10 protein-coding genes and 6 pseudogenes are annotated in these 15,987 nt (G+C 43.9%); 3 read left to right on the top strand and 13 right to left on the bottom strand.

What is annotated here, in order from left to right; genetic code table 11:
• Positions 1 to 86: 86 nt before the first annotated feature.
• From TZ48_RS15750 to TZ48_RS15710, 9 genes and pseudogenes are all read right to left on the bottom strand, one after another.
• Positions 87 to 935 (bottom strand): type II secretion system F family protein, encoded by an 849-nt coding sequence (locus tag TZ48_RS15750; protein ID WP_112479848.1) that lies wholly within the window; start codon positions 933 to 935, stop codon positions 87 to 89.
• Positions 935 to 1,835: pseudogene (locus tag TZ48_RS15745) on the bottom strand (type II secretion system F family protein). The gene TZ48_RS15750 and the pseudogene TZ48_RS15745 overlap by 1 nt, the downstream one beginning before the upstream one ends.
• Positions 1,836 to 1,837: 2 nt before the next feature.
• Positions 1,838 to 3,108, bottom strand: a pseudogene (locus tag TZ48_RS15740) (CpaF family protein).
• A pseudogene (locus tag TZ48_RS15735) lies at positions 3,105 to 4,347 on the bottom strand (CpaE/TadZ family protein). Before TZ48_RS15735 ends, TZ48_RS15740 begins: the two co-directional pseudogenes overlap by 4 nt.
• A gap of 2 nt (positions 4,348 to 4,349) precedes the next feature.
• Entirely contained in the window at positions 4,350 to 4,826 is a 477-nt protein-coding gene (locus TZ48_RS15730; protein ID WP_112479847.1) for a hypothetical protein, read from the bottom strand.
• Positions 4,823 to 6,148: a type II and III secretion system protein family protein gene (locus TZ48_RS15725; protein ID WP_420822948.1), complete on the bottom strand. Its 1,326-nt coding sequence runs from the start codon at positions 6,146 to 6,148 to the stop codon at positions 4,823 to 4,825. Before TZ48_RS15725 ends, TZ48_RS15730 begins: the two co-directional genes overlap by 4 nt.
• Before the next feature lie 41 nt (positions 6,149 to 6,189).
• A pseudogene (gene cpaB, locus TZ48_RS15720) lies at positions 6,190 to 7,022 on the bottom strand (Flp pilus assembly protein CpaB).
• Between the two features lie 120 nt (positions 7,023 to 7,142).
• The gene (locus TZ48_RS26375; RefSeq protein ID WP_420822947.1) at positions 7,143 to 7,457 is read right to left on the bottom strand and encodes a prepilin peptidase; all 315 of its coding nucleotides are present in this window, start codon (positions 7,455 to 7,457) and stop codon (positions 7,143 to 7,145) included.
• Between the two features lie 71 nt (positions 7,458 to 7,528).
• A complete protein-coding gene (locus TZ48_RS15710; RefSeq protein ID WP_112479844.1) occupies positions 7,529 to 7,726 on the bottom strand; it encodes a Flp family type IVb pilin in 198 nt (65 codons plus the stop codon).
• A gap of 485 nt (positions 7,727 to 8,211) precedes the next feature.
• Here TZ48_RS15710 and TZ48_RS15705 point away from each other — a divergent pair, with 485 nt between their 5' ends.
• Positions 8,212 to 9,099, top strand: a complete 888-nt coding sequence (locus TZ48_RS15705) for a LysR family transcriptional regulator (protein WP_112479843.1) — start codon at positions 8,212 to 8,214, stop codon at positions 9,097 to 9,099.
• Positions 9,100 to 9,288: 189 nt separating this feature from the next.
• Positions 9,289 to 10,881: pseudogene (locus TZ48_RS15700) on the top strand (alpha-amylase family glycosyl hydrolase).
• Between the two features lie 128 nt (positions 10,882 to 11,009).
• Here the strand turns inward: TZ48_RS15700 and TZ48_RS15695 are convergent.
• Positions 11,010 to 12,466 (bottom strand): annotated as a pseudogene (locus tag TZ48_RS15695) (glyceraldehyde-3-phosphate dehydrogenase).
• A 346-nt stretch (positions 12,467 to 12,812) separates the two neighbouring features.
• Positions 12,813 to 13,583, bottom strand: a complete 771-nt coding sequence (locus tag TZ48_RS15690) for a siderophore-interacting protein (RefSeq protein WP_112479977.1) — start codon at positions 13,581 to 13,583, stop codon at positions 12,813 to 12,815.
• Between the two features lie 280 nt (positions 13,584 to 13,863).
• On the opposite strand from TZ48_RS15690, the gene TZ48_RS15685 reads away from it, so the two are divergent.
• Positions 13,864 to 14,085 carry a hypothetical protein gene (locus tag TZ48_RS15685; RefSeq protein ID WP_042498477.1) on the top strand — a complete coding sequence of 74 codons (222 nt, stop codon included), beginning with the start codon at positions 13,864 to 13,866 and terminating at the stop codon, positions 14,083 to 14,085.
• A gap of 102 nt (positions 14,086 to 14,187) precedes the next feature.
• Here the strand turns inward: TZ48_RS15685 and TZ48_RS15680 are convergent, their stop codons facing one another.
• Positions 14,188 to 14,571: a RidA family protein gene (locus TZ48_RS15680; RefSeq protein ID WP_112479842.1), complete on the bottom strand. Its 384-nt coding sequence runs from the start codon at positions 14,569 to 14,571 to the stop codon at positions 14,188 to 14,190.
• Positions 14,572 to 14,673: 102 nt separating this feature from the next.
• Positions 14,674 to 15,888: an aromatic amino acid transporter gene (locus tag TZ48_RS15675; protein ID WP_112479976.1), complete on the bottom strand. Its 1,215-nt coding sequence runs from the start codon at positions 15,886 to 15,888 to the stop codon at positions 14,674 to 14,676.
• Positions 15,889 to 15,987 lie beyond the last annotated feature (99 nt).

Below are 15,987 nucleotides of genomic sequence, written 5' to 3'. Positions count from 1 at the left end.
TGGGTCTTCAACTTGGAGCTTAGTGGCCTGACATCCAACGAGTATGAAACTAATCAGCAAACACAACCAATACCGAAACTTCATCTCTACCCTCCAATATTTGCTGACATTTGAATAACAGCCGGTGCTAGTATAAGGACAACAATAGGAAACATTATGAACAGGATGAGCGGTACTCCCATTTTAGACGATAGTTTTCCGACCTTTTCTTCAATGGTAAGTAGCTGTATTTTTCGCATGTCTTCAGCAAGATCGCTAAGCACTTTGGCAATGGATGTACCATATTGAAGGTTTTGTATTACCGTCAACACGAAACTGCGTACCTCAGGGGTTGGCAGGCGTTCGCTAAGGTCATTCAAAGCACTTTCTAATCCCTTTATTTTCGACGACTCCGCTGTGCGCTTAACTTGATAACATAGGTCTTTGTCAAAAGCGTCTAACTCCTTGCTTAAGTAGTCAAAAGACGCCTCAATAGTCATACCTGTTTGAACACAGACCGACAACATGTCTAACAAGTAAGGTAGCTTGGATGATGTTGAAGAAATCAGTGTTTTTCTTTTAACATCTAGTATTGCATCTGGTACAACTATCACGGCAACCAAGCCCAACATCACCGTCAACACCTGTGACTGCCACTCCATCTCTGAAACCATGGCGATGGATACCAAGACAGCTATCGCCAACAGTTTCATCGGAAAATAGAATTTGGCGAGTTCCTTATTGTAAAAACCTGCTTCAAGGAATTTGTTTTCGAGCTCTTTTCGATGCTTAGTACCAAACCTCAATAGAAATAGACCCACCTGAGATGGAGCTTTATAACTATCTTCTTTTAAATACTGTTCAATTCTTGCTGTTCTTTTTTGCCTTTGATAAGAATCGACAACAAAATATACTGCAGCACCAACGAAAACAACAAACGCGACCAAAGAGAGCATCACCTCACCCCCTTGAGTAACAGCCAAATAATAAACAAACCGACTAGCTCACTCCCTATTACATAATACAAAATGCTTTGACCTTGGGGATCATAAAGGATGAAATCGATTTTTTCAGGGCTAATGGTATTAAGTAGAACACAAAAACCAAAGGGGATTGCGGCAACGATTTTAGCAGAAATCCTTGCTTCTGATGTCATCGCCAGTTTTTTCTTTTGCATTGTTCTAGAATCCACTAGAACTCGAATCAATCGCGCTAGGACTCCTTTCAATTGACCACCACGACTAATGTTAGCTTTAAGCGTCAGGGTAAAGAAAACGAACTCTGGGTATGGATAGATCTTACAGGCCCTTTGGAGCACCACTTCTGGCGTTTCCCCCATTTTCAAACGGTTCCCCATATGTTTGAAGTCTCTGCCAATGCTATTATCCATCGTATTTCCAACATAACTAATCGCTTGCATTAGGCTATCACCTGCGGTAACCGCACTCATTAAGATATTCAGTGCATCAGGAAAAGATCGTTCAAATTCCTTACGACGTCTGTCAATCAATATGCGGTAACCTATAAAAACCGATACCAGCGTGGCGCCAATAACCAACCAAGGATTATAGAAAAGCTAAAAAACGATAAAAAACAAACCAAGATGAAACAGCGCTAAAGGATAAATAAAGCACGATGTACAATGCAGGCCTGGGTCCCAAAATACCCACATTGCTACTTATGTTTTCTTTGATTGTTTGCCAAGCAGATTTGGCGACAAGGTCCTTGACATTAATAGCGTCAAATGACTCATTTTCTGTTGCTTCTAACTGGAAAAAAGAGTCTACTTTCTTCCTTCTAGGGTTTTGCATCAGCAGTAAAGCGAATGCAAATAAAATCAATGATAGCCATATCATACTCAACCCCCTCGAAATGAGTTCATTAGATCATCATATAGGCCAAAGAACTGAGCTTTTTTCACGAGCTCTGAGCGTTGCATAATACCATTGGTCACATAAGTTCCTTTAACGGCTTCGCCGTATTGGGCATCGTCGTATTGGAACCGAAAAACTTCCTCCATAACAACATTATCCCCTTCCAATCCGACCACCTCAGAAATACTGGTCACTTTACGAGAACCATCACGTAAGCGATTTATCTGCACGATTAACTGCACCGCACTAACAATCGTACGGCGAATAGCGTCTAGAGGTTGGTTGAGGTTTGCCATCATGACCATAGACTCAACACGCGCTATGGCATCTCTAGGGGTGTTGGCGTGCAATGTTGACATAGACCCGTCGTGACCCGTGTTCATGGCTTGCAACATCTCAAAGGCTTCCGAACCACGACACTCACCTAAAATGATTCTATCGGCCTCATACGCAGTGCATTAATAACCAAGTCACGTTGAGTTACCATACCTGTTTGCTCTATACTGGCGGTACGCGTTTCCAATCTCACTAAGTTGGGTTGCCCTAACTGCAGTTCGGCGGCATCTTCAATCGTCACTACACGTTCATCTTCAGCGATGTAGTTTGACATTGCATTAAGCAACGTGGTCTTACCAGAGCCAGTACCACCAGATATCAGTACATTCATTCGACAACGTGCAGCTATCATTAACACTCTTGCCATATCGGGTGACATCGAACCAAAACCGACCATGTCCTCAAACGCTATTTTTTGTTCTCTAAACTTACGAATCGAAATCGACGTCCCATCAAGTGCGATTGGCGGTATCACGATGTTGACACGACTGCCATCTTCAAGGCGTGCATCTACCGTTGGTGAAAGTTCATCAACGCGACGCCCAACCCTAGAGGCAATCCTTTTGGCAATCGAAAGTAGTTGTTCCTCATTAACAAACGTCAGGTCGGATTTTTGCACTTTGCCGTGACGCTCAAAAAAGATGTTGTTTGGCCCATTCACCATAATATCAGTTATGGATTGGTCCTCGACAAGAGGCTGCAATGGTCCCAGTCCAAAAAGCTCATCAACAAGGCTTTTAACTAACCCTGACTTCATCATCGCCGTAATCGGACGCCTATAATTGGCAGCCAATAGGTCTACGGCATTCGCAATCTGCGCTTCAAGGTCTTTGCGCTCCATCTGTTGAACAGCTTCCGCATCAAGCGCCTCAAAAATCTGACTTCGAAATGCCAAATATAGTTCTTTGTTCGAACTCATTTCTTAGCCCCTTTTTTGAACCAGCCTTTTAATCCACGCTCTTCAACAGACTGCCCATTAACGAGCTTAATTAACAGGTCAAAACACTTACTTAATTGACGATCATGTTTGTGGGCGTTTTTGCCATCGATGATGATATGCTCAAGGTGCTTACAAAAGGGAATATCTAGATCGGCATTAGCGCAAGGTAACGATTTATTTCACCTTTTTCGATAACAAACGAAGTGGTAGGTCGATGATAGTTAACTAACGTAATCACGCGAGTTTTTTTCGATAATGTGAGCTGTATGTTCCGAATTCTTTCGTGCAAACGCTTAGCACTGCGCATTGCCGCAACAGATGGATCAACAACTACAACCACCACATCAAAGTTATCCACGAGCATTTGCGGTTCAAGTTTAAAATTCACACTGCCGGAGAAGTCCTCAATGATAAAGTTAGTATTGCGCGACAGCAAATCACACAGCGTTTGGCTGTATGTGAGAATATTTTCTTGGCTCATATCACTGTCTAGGGCCAACAACCGTAAGTTTTTTCGTACTGGATGAAGGTAACTAAGGGCTCCTTCTTCATCCATTTCATGTAACGGCGCAACAAACTCATCAATTGCTCGAGGCTTGAAGTCTTTGAGCGCAAGCAAAACGTCTACGTTTGAATTGCTGTACTGGTGATCAACCAACAGTGAATCTGTACCTTGTGAGGCGAGCATCGAGGTCAACTCTCCTGCGATAAACGAGGTACCCACCCCGCCTTTTGCGCCAACCACGGCAACTCGCTTTGCCTTACGCTTTTGGCTCACTCCAGAAAAATTCTGCAAATTCTTGTTAACATGAGTTAAAAAGTCCGCGAATTCCGTTTTGTTTACTGGCCAAAAAACATAATAAAAACCGAGCTCTTTCAGTGCTCGTAGCGTCGAAATTGCATCTTCTTTGCCAATAACTACCACGCCCTTGTGAGTGGGCAAGCGCCTCGCGAACTCTGTGGCATCACGGACCACATTATCAGACTCATTGAGCTCCAAAACAACAATATGACTGCTTTGTTCTGTCGTAAGCTTTGTAACTCGCTGGTTAAATCGAATGCAGTCAGGATCGTTCCACCCTTCAAAACGAAATATCTCACGAACCAAATCGAGCATTCTGCCGACTGATAAAAGAGAGTACAGCCAGCAACACCAGAAGGATTCTGCTGTTGTGTTACTTTTGCTTTGCTGCTAAGTGCTTTGGTTAGATCAAACATGTTTACTCTCCAACCAACTTAGGTTTATTCACTACCTGCTGCATACGAGATGATTCGATAAAGCAATTTCTTTGATATGTCTCAACCAGCACTTGAGACGGCTTGCAAAGTTCCGTATTTAACTTGTGTAAAGTGATATTTATAATGAGATCGGCAGTTTCGTTTGCTTGGTACAGGTAACTGACTCTATGGTTATCTAGTGTAAGTTCTGGATAGTCGCTTAACACACCTTGAGCGAGTGACTTCATCGCTTTCGTTCGGTAAATAAATGTATAGTGTGCAGTCGCGTTTTGCCTTTCGGCAGCGTCAATAACTTGCGCCAACTGAGTAGCGGATTGTGAACGCTCTTTTACTACTAGCTCAACACGATGCTTTTCTTCATAGATGAGCGCTTCAACGCCATTGCCAACAAAGTAACGCTCAGCTGAGCACCCCACAATAAAGACGCATACCAACAGCGCCAACAATCCATTTTTCATTGAATAAAGCCCCCTTCTGACAATAGACGAATGGTTGCGTCCGAAGCTGGTGCTTGGCTAGCGTCGCCTTCAATGTTCAACCATCGTGTCAATGTTGGTGTTTTTCTCATATGGGGAAGCTGTATAACGGTAGATCGCGTTGGTTTCACAAGGTTTACAGTAGCGACTATGATGAGCTCCGTACGTTTTCGCTCTGTGATTGACTTTCTAAAAGCTGCGCCGATGATAGGGATGTCACCCACAAACGGAATTTTTTGTAATTCCTCATAGTCAGCACTGCTCATCAAGCCACCTAGGATAAAGCTTTCTCCATCACCTAACTCAACCGTAGTCATGGCTCTCCTTGAAGCTATTTGAGGCACCTCAATGTTAGCGGCTTGAACGTAGCCGTCGATTTCACTTACCTCTGGGAAGAGTTGCATCTTGATTTTGTCTTCACTTAACACTTTAGCGGTAAGGTCAAGCTTAATTCCAAACTCTTTATATGTGATATTCACGTTACTATTGGTGGTAATAACAACCGGCACTTCGCCACCGACTAAAAAACTGGCTGACTCTCCAGATAAAACCGTTAGATTGGGTTCAGCCAAAACTTGAGCGACACTATCATTTCCGAGTGCCGAAATTATCGTCGTTAACTCAGCGGCCTCAAACTGATTAAAAACAAACTGCCCAACGCTCGAACCTACACTTTGCCAATCTACCCCGATTGTTTCACCAAAATTCTCAGTCACTTGAGCGACAGAGATTTTTACATTTACCTGCTGTGAAGTTGCCACCTCAAGCCTCTCAATTATGCCCTCCCAAGTCATATTGCGTGCAAACACCATGCTCTCGGGTTCTTCCAGCTCTATCCCTTCGGATTTGAACTCAATTTTGTCGGCCTTGTTCCAACGTTCGGTTTTTTTTCTTCCCAGCAAAGTCGCCACCATACGGTAAATATCATCACGCTCTTGTTCTGAGCTAACTACACCACTGACAGCAACCTGAGTTCCAATAGACTGAAGCTTGACGTCTACCTGTGGAAAATGAAACGCCAACTGTTTTCGAATTTGACTAAGATCGAGATCAACGATAATACGATCCGATAGTAATACGTCTTGTGCAGTTCCATACACAATCAGCCTTGACTGGCCGACACTATTGGCAAAAACAACGATCGTTCTATCGTCTATGACTTTGTAGTCCGCAATAGCTGGATTGCTGATAAATACTTTACCCACTGTCTCAGGTAAGTTGATGTGAGTGGCTTCATTTAGTGTTATGTAACGCTCTGCCGCCATTGCGCTTTGCGTGCTGACAGCAAATATCAGTACACACATTGCAATAATGAGTTTCGCAACAGATAGGTATGTTGGCCGCATCAGTATCCCTCTCCCAGTCTGGAGGCAACTGCCGCCCCCCGTAACTCCTCAACACCCGTAAAATTGTCGATAATGTTTCTTACTTCTACATGAGTGGCTTGTTTGTAAGATTGGCTACGGTAAACCTCTATGTGCATGGTGCGCTGTGCTAACGCCAATCGCGAGATTTGATCAGGGTCGACCTCAATGATGATCGTCGCCATATCGTCACTGGCATTTGACGTCATTGCGCGAACATTGTCTTTCCCTCTGGCTGCCCTCCCAAATCTAGGACCTTTACATGTTTTAAAAACATGTCCGCTTTTACACCAGTAAAATGTCGAGGCTTATCGGACGAGGATGCAAGGTTGACGGTCGGGGAACTGACGGTCAGTATATCGATGTAGGTGCCAGGGCGGATGTAGTCGTTCACCATATTACTGGCATTCACTCTAAGTGGATAAAGTGTCATCCCTTCTGTAATAAGTAAATCGACATAGCCTGGTGCGCCTTGTTTAGTTTGATACTCGGCCAGAACAACATCTCCAGCTTTTAAGGCACGATTTAACAAGGTCGACGGGTTAAAATCCAACTTAACATCGGCCTTAATCCCAAGTTGCAGCGCTTGACTTAATGGTAATTGCGCTTTATCAACCATATCTGTCGTTAATTTTTGCCCTTTTTTTAAGTCATTGTTCACGCGCCAAACTGAAACGTATACTTCTTCGACAACCGTTTCCTGTGGCTCATCAGAAGCCGTGATCTGTTTTGGTTTTTCAAATAACCCCATAAACCCTATGATACCCACAACTAGGGCGATCAGAGCGATAACAAAAACTAGCCTTTGTCTCATGGCTTGGCTCCACCTTTATAGCCTAATGATTTATTGTAAAATGGTGGTAAGTGGTGATGAAAAAACCAAAACTAATCGCTAATCCATAGGGAATAGAAACCACTCGTTTTTTGGTTCCTGTTAATAAACACTTACAAGCATAAGTAATCGCAACCCCCCACCAGCGACTGCGGTTATAAACATTGCTACAAAGAGCCACTGTAGTGGCAGCGCTAAACTCATAACAGCTAAGAGCTTCACATCCCCTCCACCTATTAATTTCCCGCAATAGAGCGCGGCGAAAATAACTGAGGTCAAAGCAAAGGATATAAATTGCAACTCACTGGTACCCAGAAAGCTAATCTGGAGCAATAGGGTCAAAAAGATGACTTTATTGGGAAGCACTCTTCTCCGTATGTCACATAAACTCAGCACTGAACACAGAATGAACAGCATGACTAAATAGAGCGTCAATGGCATAGACTCTACCTAAGAGGCCTCTATAAAAGGCCCCTTATCATTGAACCTTACTGTAGGCTTGTGCCAACACTGGTAAACAATGCTTTTAAGTTTGTTATGAGTGTGCCATCACCAGCAAATGCCGCGGCAATAGCCGCAGCCATCGCTGCAGCAATCAAACCATACTCAATCGCCGTTACGCCGCGCTCATCCTGTTTAAAATCGTAAAAAACAGTCACTACTTTCTCATAAAGCTTAGTCATCATAATCTTAATTCCTTTGAACGTTATTCAACAATAAGCATGGTGTATTCTAAATTATGCTCAAAATATCAAAAAAATAGCTGCTATCGATTTTATCGATGACCTGTTCAAAGAAACCCCTTGTTTACAACTCTAACAATCCACCAACTCTAGTGTCGCCCCCGTTGTTATAAGTGTTTACTTTTTCAACATTAACTTATGGAAAGGACAGTTTTCACGCGTACGTCGATGCAGTTTATGTGGCACGGATCACACTATAAGTTCAATTTATTGCACAGGTTACGGGGCAGTATTCCAATCCCGAATGGTTGAGGCCACGAAATACCCCCTAAAGCAAGATTCATTGCATTGATTTATGGTTTATCAATACCAAACTAACACTCTTTAGATATCACTATTGTAAATGACTTAAGAGCCAGCTAATGTATGCAAAAAAACACAAGTTATATAACTATAAATAGTCAAACGGCATAAAGGTTAGTCAATTTATGAAGCTGCAATTCGATAACATTGCTTCGTTTGTTGCAGTGGTTGAGGCGGGGTCTTTTAGTTCAGCGGCGCGTAAGCTGGGTAAATCTCAATCCACGGTAAGCACCGCAATTCAAAATTTAGAGTCTGATTTAGGGTTTAACCTATTTATCAGACAAAACGCTAAAGTGACGTTAACTGACAAGGGCAAACGTTTATTTCACCTTTCTACTCCAGTAGTCAGTAAATATCGAGATATGCTCACCGCGGTAAGTAAAATGAGTCACTCGGAACAGATCGTTTTCCGTGTCGGCATTGATCCTTTGGTTTATAACAGCAATGTTAAGCAAACCTTATTCCAATTTTCGGAAGCGTTTCCTGAAATCGACCTTGAAGTTGTTACAAAACCGAGTTTTGTCCTGAGTAACTACATTAGCCAAGGAAAGATAGACCTAGCGCTAGGCAATCCCTATCACAAAACCGAAAACGACTTTAATATGGATGAACTGTTCAACGTCAATTGTTGGTGGGTCGGACATGCATCGCTATTGGAAAGCAAACCTAATCTACCTCGCGTTCTGTTGATGGATGGTTTTGATGAACTGCTTAACCTATCCGATTTGGCAACGCATCAGATATGGCGGTTGGATGATCTGTCCACCATTGTCGAATTGTGTAAAGCTCAAAAAGGCATTGCGTTTTTGCCAGAACATATTGTGGAGCCTTCTCTCTCCACAAAAGAACTCGCCATTATGACCGACAACTTAGAGTTCTTTGGCAAAAAGGTGACCGCTTCACTTTTCTGGTCGACCCATTCAGATTTTAGCCTCTACAATCAATGGATACGTAGCCAATTAAAAACCGTTATTGATCAACAGAGCACCTTTGTTGCTGCCCTCGCAAACTAAACGGCCTTCATTTATAACAAGTTTAATCTCCACGCTGGGTGCATCACAATTGCACCAAGCGTGATTGAGGTCTCTCAGCCTTTTTACTCCTCCCTAACAAATTCATCACATGGATGATTTGCCAAGTACTCGCTTGGTAAATAATCAAAGATGCCCTATTGAGCGACAAAATTATAATAAGGATGTCTTGTGAAACTGGTTAAATCCCTTATCTCTCTTTCCGTTGGCGCGACCCTACTGTGGGGCTGCTCTGGTGACTCTACCTCGCCCACCAACCAAGGTGGCACTGCAACAAGTTATGCATGTAGCGCCCATAGTAGTGCGCACACCGATGACTTGCGAATCTATCAAGTGATGGTTGAAAGCTTTGTTGATGGCAACCCTTCCATTGGCCATGGCACTGGTTACGGTACCAGTCACCATATGGGTGATATCCAAGGCATTATTGACTCGCTTGATTATATTCAAGACCTTGGTATGAATGCGGTATGCTAACACCGATATTCCATTCAGTCCCCATTGACGGACAAGATCATTGGGCAGATAGGCTGGATGCAACTGGCTACTTCGCTACAGACTACTTTGCCATTGACCCACGTTTTGGCACCATGGACGACGCTAGAAAGCTAGTCGAAGAGGCGCACAAACGTGGTCTATATGTCTTCTTTGACGGGGTATTCGGTCATCATAAAGACAACGTTTTGGCGTCACCGACAGGTAACAAGCCAGTTGGCGCAAGTAATCCAGTCAGTTACCCAGAAAGTCTTCCTTTCTTCAAAGAAGTGGCGGAATACTGGGTGAAAGAGCTAAAAATTGACGGTTGGCGACTCGACCAAGCTTACCAAGTTCCAACGGATGCATGGGCGGAAATCCGCAAAGCCGTTGACGATGCGTCGCAGCAAGTCACCTACACCAATGCAGAGGGAAAACTCGTTAATCCACTTGGCTACATGGTGGCAGAGATTTGGCGTGGCGAGAGTGACATTGCTCGTGATGGCTACGGAAGCACAGAAAACCCAGCGCTGTGTTCGGCATTTGATTTCCCGATGCGCTATCGCCTCATGCAAACCTTTGCGGTGGAGGAAAACGGAAAGAAATCGACAGACGGCGGTTTAACACTGGCGGAAGGTATGCAAACTCATGATGCCTACCCTGCCCACGCCAAACCTAACCTGATGCTTGGCAATCACGACTTGGTACGCTTTGGTGACCTATTACAACGCGGCAAGCTTGCGGAGCCAAACGAAGTCGAATATTGGGAACGACACAAAGCAGCTATCTCTTTCCTTGCCGCATATACGGGACCAATCACTCTGTACTATGGCGAAGAAATTGGTGATGAACTTGAGGCTTCTCGGATCAAGTAGCCAACAACATATGCGCTGAACTTGGCATGTGTGATGATCACGTTGCACGAATGGAAGGCAAGATTGAAGCGTCACTGACATCACGCTCACCTCAGACCAAGCGGATCTTAAGAACTACGCGAAAGAGCTAATGACGCTTCGCGCGCAGCATCCATCGCTGGCTCAAGGTACTCGCAATAACGTTGTCGCCACAACGAGCGCCTATGCGGATGTTAAAACATCTGGTGATGAGTCGATTCTGTATATCGTCAATACGACGGCAACAAATCAAACCATTGCTATTTCTGAGGATAAACTGTCATTTAGTGGCAACCTTAATGATTTACAAACGAATGGCAGCGTAACATTGGCTTCTGGTTTCTATAACATCGACCTAGCTCCGTTCCAAGCGAGATTCTTGCTGTTAGAGCAATAAACACTGGTAAGCACAAAAAATAAGCCGCCTTCAATACACTTCGAAGGCGGCTTCTTTGTATCTCGTTTCGCTGCTATTCCTAGATACTGAATATTAGATACTTAATATTGAATAGCAACGATGGATTGTTACGCTAACGCTGGATAGGTTTTATACTTCACACCCATCATTTGTTCCATGCAGTGCACGACTTGGCAGCTGTAACCAAACTCATTGTCATACCAGATATAAAGTACACAGCGATTATCTTGTGCGATGGTTGCTTGTCCATCAACGATACCCGGATGGCGTGCTCCTACGAGATCCGTCGACACAACTTCCGTCGAATCGGTATAGTCAATCTGAGCTGAAAGTGGAGATGTTAGCGACACTTCACGAAGGTAAGCGTTTAGCTCTTCTTTCGTGGTATTGCTTTCCAAATTCAAATTCGCAACTGCCATTGACACATTCGGGGTCGGAACACGAATAGCGTTACCACTCAACTTACCTGCGAGCTCAGGTAGCGCTTTGGCCACCGCTTTAGCTGCACCTGTCGAGGTCAATACCATATTAAGTGATGCTGAGCGCCCGCGGCGATCACCACTGTGATAGTTATCGATAAGGTTTTGATCGTTGGTGTAAGAGTGCACCGTTTCGATGTGACCAGACACAATGCCATATTTATCATTCACTGCTTTAAGCGTCGGTGTAATGGCATTCGTGGTGCAGCTCGCGGCAGATACAATCGTGTCTTCAGCTAAGATACTTTCGTGGTTGACACCAAATACGATGTTTTTGATGTCTCCTTTGCCTGGCGCAGTCAGCAGTACTTTTTCTGCACCATTACACGCGACGTGCTGACCAAGGCCTTCTGCATCTCGCCAAACACCTGTGTTGTCGACGACAAGTGCATTCTCAATTCCGTACTGAGTGTAATCCACATCCTTTGGGCTATTCGCGTAGATAACTTGGATGTAATTGCCATTCACTATCAGGCTTTGTTATCTTCGTCAACTAAAATGCTGCCATTGAACTGACCGTGGACCGAGTCACGACGCAACAAGCTAGCACGTTTTTGAAGGTCACCGTCTCGACCGCCACGTACAACGATAGCACGCAAACGTAACGGATAACCTGACCCGCTCTTCTCAACCAAAATGCGAGTAAGCAAACGGCCAATACGTCCAAAACCGTACAGCACAACATCACGTGCTTCTAGCGAACCATTGCTCTCAATGCTTTCATTAAGAGCCGTCATCAAAAAGTCATCAATATTTTGGTGACTCTCGTTTTGAGACCAGTATTGAGTTGCCAATTGACCTACGTCGATACAACAAGGAGAAAGGTCAAGTTCAATTAGACGTTCAATGATTGGAGCAGTTTGAGAAATAGAGACAGGAGTAGAACTGTAATGGCGGGAAACACGGTGAGTTTTAATAATATCGATGGTAGTTGCGTTGACGAGTGTTTTACCAAATAAAAGCACCTCTACGCCTTTCTCTCGATAAAGTCTGCCTAGTAGCGGCAGAATGGACTCAGCGAGTGTTTGATTTAATTGCCATTGATTTTGGTGGATTTCAGTTTGCGAGATGTTGCTATTACTCATAGTAACCGGGGGCCTCTCTAGGATTAAAGGCTCGCTATTTCTCGTATGTAGGGTACAAGAGATATTGAGCGATATAGGGATGTAATCGTGTTGTTATATTTTATGCCGCGCAGTGTAACAAACAGACACTTAATCTGCTAGTAAAAATAATTCAGCACAAGAGGATGGAAAAGTGTGACTTGAGTAGGATAATTTTTGGTTAAATCCTCGACCTTAGTCGTAAGAAAGAGTCACCAAGATCGAGGTTATTTTATAGAAGCAATCAAGAACGATGACAACTCACTAATAGAATTATCATCGGATCGAATAAGTATATCGAGAATAGTGAGTTGCAAGTCACAATTTACTATTGAGACTCAAACTTCTCGTGGTCTTCCTTTTTAATTGCTTTGTGTCCGTCCTCAGCAATACCACGCTTCCAATAGCTACTAATGTAAATAGCATCTCTCGGGATCGCTTTGTCGTTTCTAAAATACTGGCGCAACGCTCTCATTTCATCGAATTCGGCTGCACACCATACAAAAGGCTCACCCGCAAACCATGGTAACGCTTTTGCTTCATTCGATAACGAGCCTGTCGTCCAAATAATCTGCATGTCTTTAGGTACGTAAATATCTTGTTTGTCTGCCATATCTTCTATCTGAACCACGGCATAGCCTTTCGCATCTGGTGGCAACATAGTCAGTTTCACTGACAGCGCGGGTAAGGCCGTCATATCTGCGGTAAAGAAGAACCAATCTTTTGCCACATCGACTTCTTGTAAAGCACCTGGGCCGACGAGCGATATCGTATCCCCCACTTCTGCGGCCATAGCCCAACGCGCACCAAAGCCACAAAGCTTGTCTTCCGTAACATGAGTGACGAAATCAACATCAATTTCACCACGCAATGTGTCTAGACGACGAATAGTATAAGTACGCATTTTCGGTCGAGCATCAAATGGCTCATCATCAAGATCAGTACCGCCATGCTCGTTAAAAAGCAGCTTGATGTAACCGCCCAAGCTGTCCATTGGAAATTGTGTAAATGCTTCACTATGTAATGTGATGCGTATCATATTGGGAGACAGGATCTGTTTGTGACTAACAGACGCCATTTTAGGGGTTGGTTTTTTCATTTGTATCTGCTTAATGATTATTGTTTGCATTAAGTTTAACACAAGCTCGGGGTAACGAGGTGCTATCCACTGGCGATTTTTTCCGATTTTACAGACTTTTACTTTATCGATATTCAAAGAAAGTGAGTCATTCCTCCCCACACAGATTGCTCTTGGGTGTACCACGAGAACTCCCATATCACCCTTTAGTATATTTTTCTACAAACCACTGTTCATAATTTGACCAAGGTAGAATTGACTTCTATGTTTGATAGACCGCTCACAACAATGGAGGTAAAACATGAAAAAAATGAGCAAGGCATACCGCATGCAAATCATCAAAGAAGTGGCAGAAAGAAAGCGGCGTGATCAATTTGATGACCCGATGGCTGTGTATATCAATCACCTTTTGGATGAACGCCCGAGCATCGACAATGTCGTTGAATACAAACAAGAATTTAGCGGAAGCTACTTTGATGAGAATATTGGGGGATGGATCAGTAAAACTTGGCAGAGCAAATAACAATTCAATTTAGTGTGACCACACAATAAAACCCGTCTAGATATTGGAACGAGCTGCGAGCTCACGATAAGGCGCCGCATTAGAGGCGCCCCCAAATGCCAACTAACCTCTTACAGCAATCACCTCAATTTCTACTTTGGCATCCATTGGCAGTCTTGCTACCTCCACACATGAACGCGCCGGAAATGGAGCATTCTGGCTGATGAAAAACTGCTCGTATACCTCATTTACTTTGGCGAAATCATTAAGATCTTTCACAAACACTGTGGTTTTAACAATATTTCTTGCCTCCAAACCTGATGCTGAAATGATCGCGAGCGCATTTTGAAGAGACTGACCGGTTTGCTCAGCCACATCGTCTGGCATGACTTTAGTTTCAGGATTAATTGGCAACTGACCCGAGGTGATAACCATATCACCAAAACTCACCCCTTGAACATATGGACCAATAGCAAGCGGTGCTTTGTCTGTAGAAATTGCGTTCATTTTACTTTCCTAATTGTTTATTGCAGTCAGAAAGGACCAGTAGCACAAGGCCACTGGTCACACTGAATGTAAATAATGGTGGTTTTAAAACAGAGAATAACGTTAGCCAGTAAAGTTAGGCAGCATTCCCAACATAGAGAGCACATGGAAGATTGCGGTCAATACACCAAACCCGATGACGACAGAAATCATTGCATTGCCTCCAGGAGCCGTGAAACCTCCTGCTCCTGCATGCACCTGACGTGTTTTGCGTGCTAATAATGCAGGGATAATACAGGCCCACACCGTCGCAGCCGCACCTGCATAACCAATGGCAATAACGAAACCGAATGGGAACAGCAGCGACAGAACGAGTGGTGGTAAAAAGGTAACTAGCCACGTTTTGGTGCGACCTGATTTGTCATCGCTAAACTTGAAGAAGTCTGCTAAGAAGTCGAATACACCTAAGCCAACACCAATAAACGATGACAAAATCGCCGCCATAGAGAAGGTGTTGATCGCGTTCGCAACCTGCTCGGATTCAATGACTGAGCCAAGCGCTTTAAGCAATGCATCAACGTTGCCGCCTTGTTCTATTACCGGACCAAAATTCGCGCGCGGTAAGTTGCCAAAGATACTAAACAGCCACAAAAAGTAGAGGCTAAGTGCTATCACTGTACCGCCCAAAATCGCGTATTTAGCTTTGGTCTCTTCACCGTAGTAAGCTCGCATGGATGAGACAGAGTGGTGATAACCAAAAGATGTCAACGCAACTGGCAGCATGGCCATTGCGTATGGCGCGTAGGCATTTTCTTCACCGATGGTGTCAAGCAAAACCGACATGTCTACCTTGACCGCCAACCCTGACACACCAAACACAAAGCTCAATATCATGAAGGCAATCAAAACGACGGAGATTCTATCTACCGCTCGTGTGGAGTGCCAAACGAACGCAGAGAAAATCAGTACAAACAGTGCCGACGCCACTTTCGCGTTCAGACCTAACACATCCTGAAGGATTAAACCGGAAGAAGTAATGTAGGCATAGAGCAATATGCCACCAACAAAATAGACGGTAATGTTGTTCAGTAAGTTGACCTTGTTACCCAAAAGATCTTTGGTCACGGTATCGAAAGAGACCTTTAGGTCGTAATGTCTAAATGCTTCTAACAGCATCCAGCCCGATATTGTCATAACAATCATGGTAATAGCGATCGCCAGCATTGACCAGACGGTCCATGCGCCTGCTCCCGCACTGGGTAGTCCAAGCATGCCAGCGCCGACACAGACGCTGGCAATGATGCACGCGCCACCAATGAGCGACGGATTCTTTTTCATCATTCTGCTCTCTTAAATTCACGTTATTGGATTAGGGTGATTTATCGTTATTATTTTGTTTTTTATTATGTTGTTTTTAGGACAAAGAACGCAGCTCAA

This window comes from Vibrio variabilis, assembly GCF_003263785.1.
Taxonomy (GTDB): Bacteria; Pseudomonadota; Gammaproteobacteria; order Enterobacterales; family Vibrionaceae; genus Vibrio; species Vibrio variabilis.
The sequence above is the reverse complement of the archived record's forward strand: the minus strand, read 5'-3'. Positions and strand labels throughout refer to the sequence as shown.

Bases quoted from the DNA above. Each gene is read 5' to 3' on its own strand.
- TZ48_RS15750 (WP_112479848.1), bottom strand. From the start codon at position 935: ATGCTCTCTTTGGTCGCGTTTGTTGTTTTCGTTGGTGCTGCAGTATAT.
- TZ48_RS15730 (WP_112479847.1), bottom strand. From the start codon at position 4,826: ATGAAAAATGGATTGTTGGCGCTGTTGGTATGCGTCTTTATTGTGGGG.
- TZ48_RS15725 (WP_420822948.1), bottom strand. From the start codon at position 6,148: ATGTGTGTACTGATATTTGCTGTCAGCACGCAAAGCGCAATGGCGGCA.
- TZ48_RS26375 (WP_420822947.1), bottom strand. From the start codon at position 7,457: ATGCTGTTCATTCTGTGTTCAGTGCTGAGTTTATGTGACATACGGAGA.
- TZ48_RS15710 (WP_112479844.1), bottom strand. From the start codon at position 7,726: ATGATGACTAAGCTTTATGAGAAAGTAGTGACTGTTTTTTACGATTTT.
- TZ48_RS15705 (WP_112479843.1), top strand. From the start codon at position 8,212: ATGAAGCTGCAATTCGATAACATTGCTTCGTTTGTTGCAGTGGTTGAG.
- TZ48_RS15690 (WP_112479977.1), bottom strand. From the start codon at position 13,583: ATGAAAAAACCAACCCCTAAAATGGCGTCTGTTAGTCACAAACAGATC.
- TZ48_RS15685 (WP_042498477.1), top strand. From the start codon at position 13,864: ATGAAAAAAATGAGCAAGGCATACCGCATGCAAATCATCAAAGAAGTG.
- TZ48_RS15680 (WP_112479842.1), bottom strand. From the start codon at position 14,571: ATGAACGCAATTTCTACAGACAAAGCACCGCTTGCTATTGGTCCATAT.
- TZ48_RS15675 (WP_112479976.1), bottom strand. From the start codon at position 15,888: ATGAAAAAGAATCCGTCGCTCATTGGTGGCGCGTGCATCATTGCCAGC.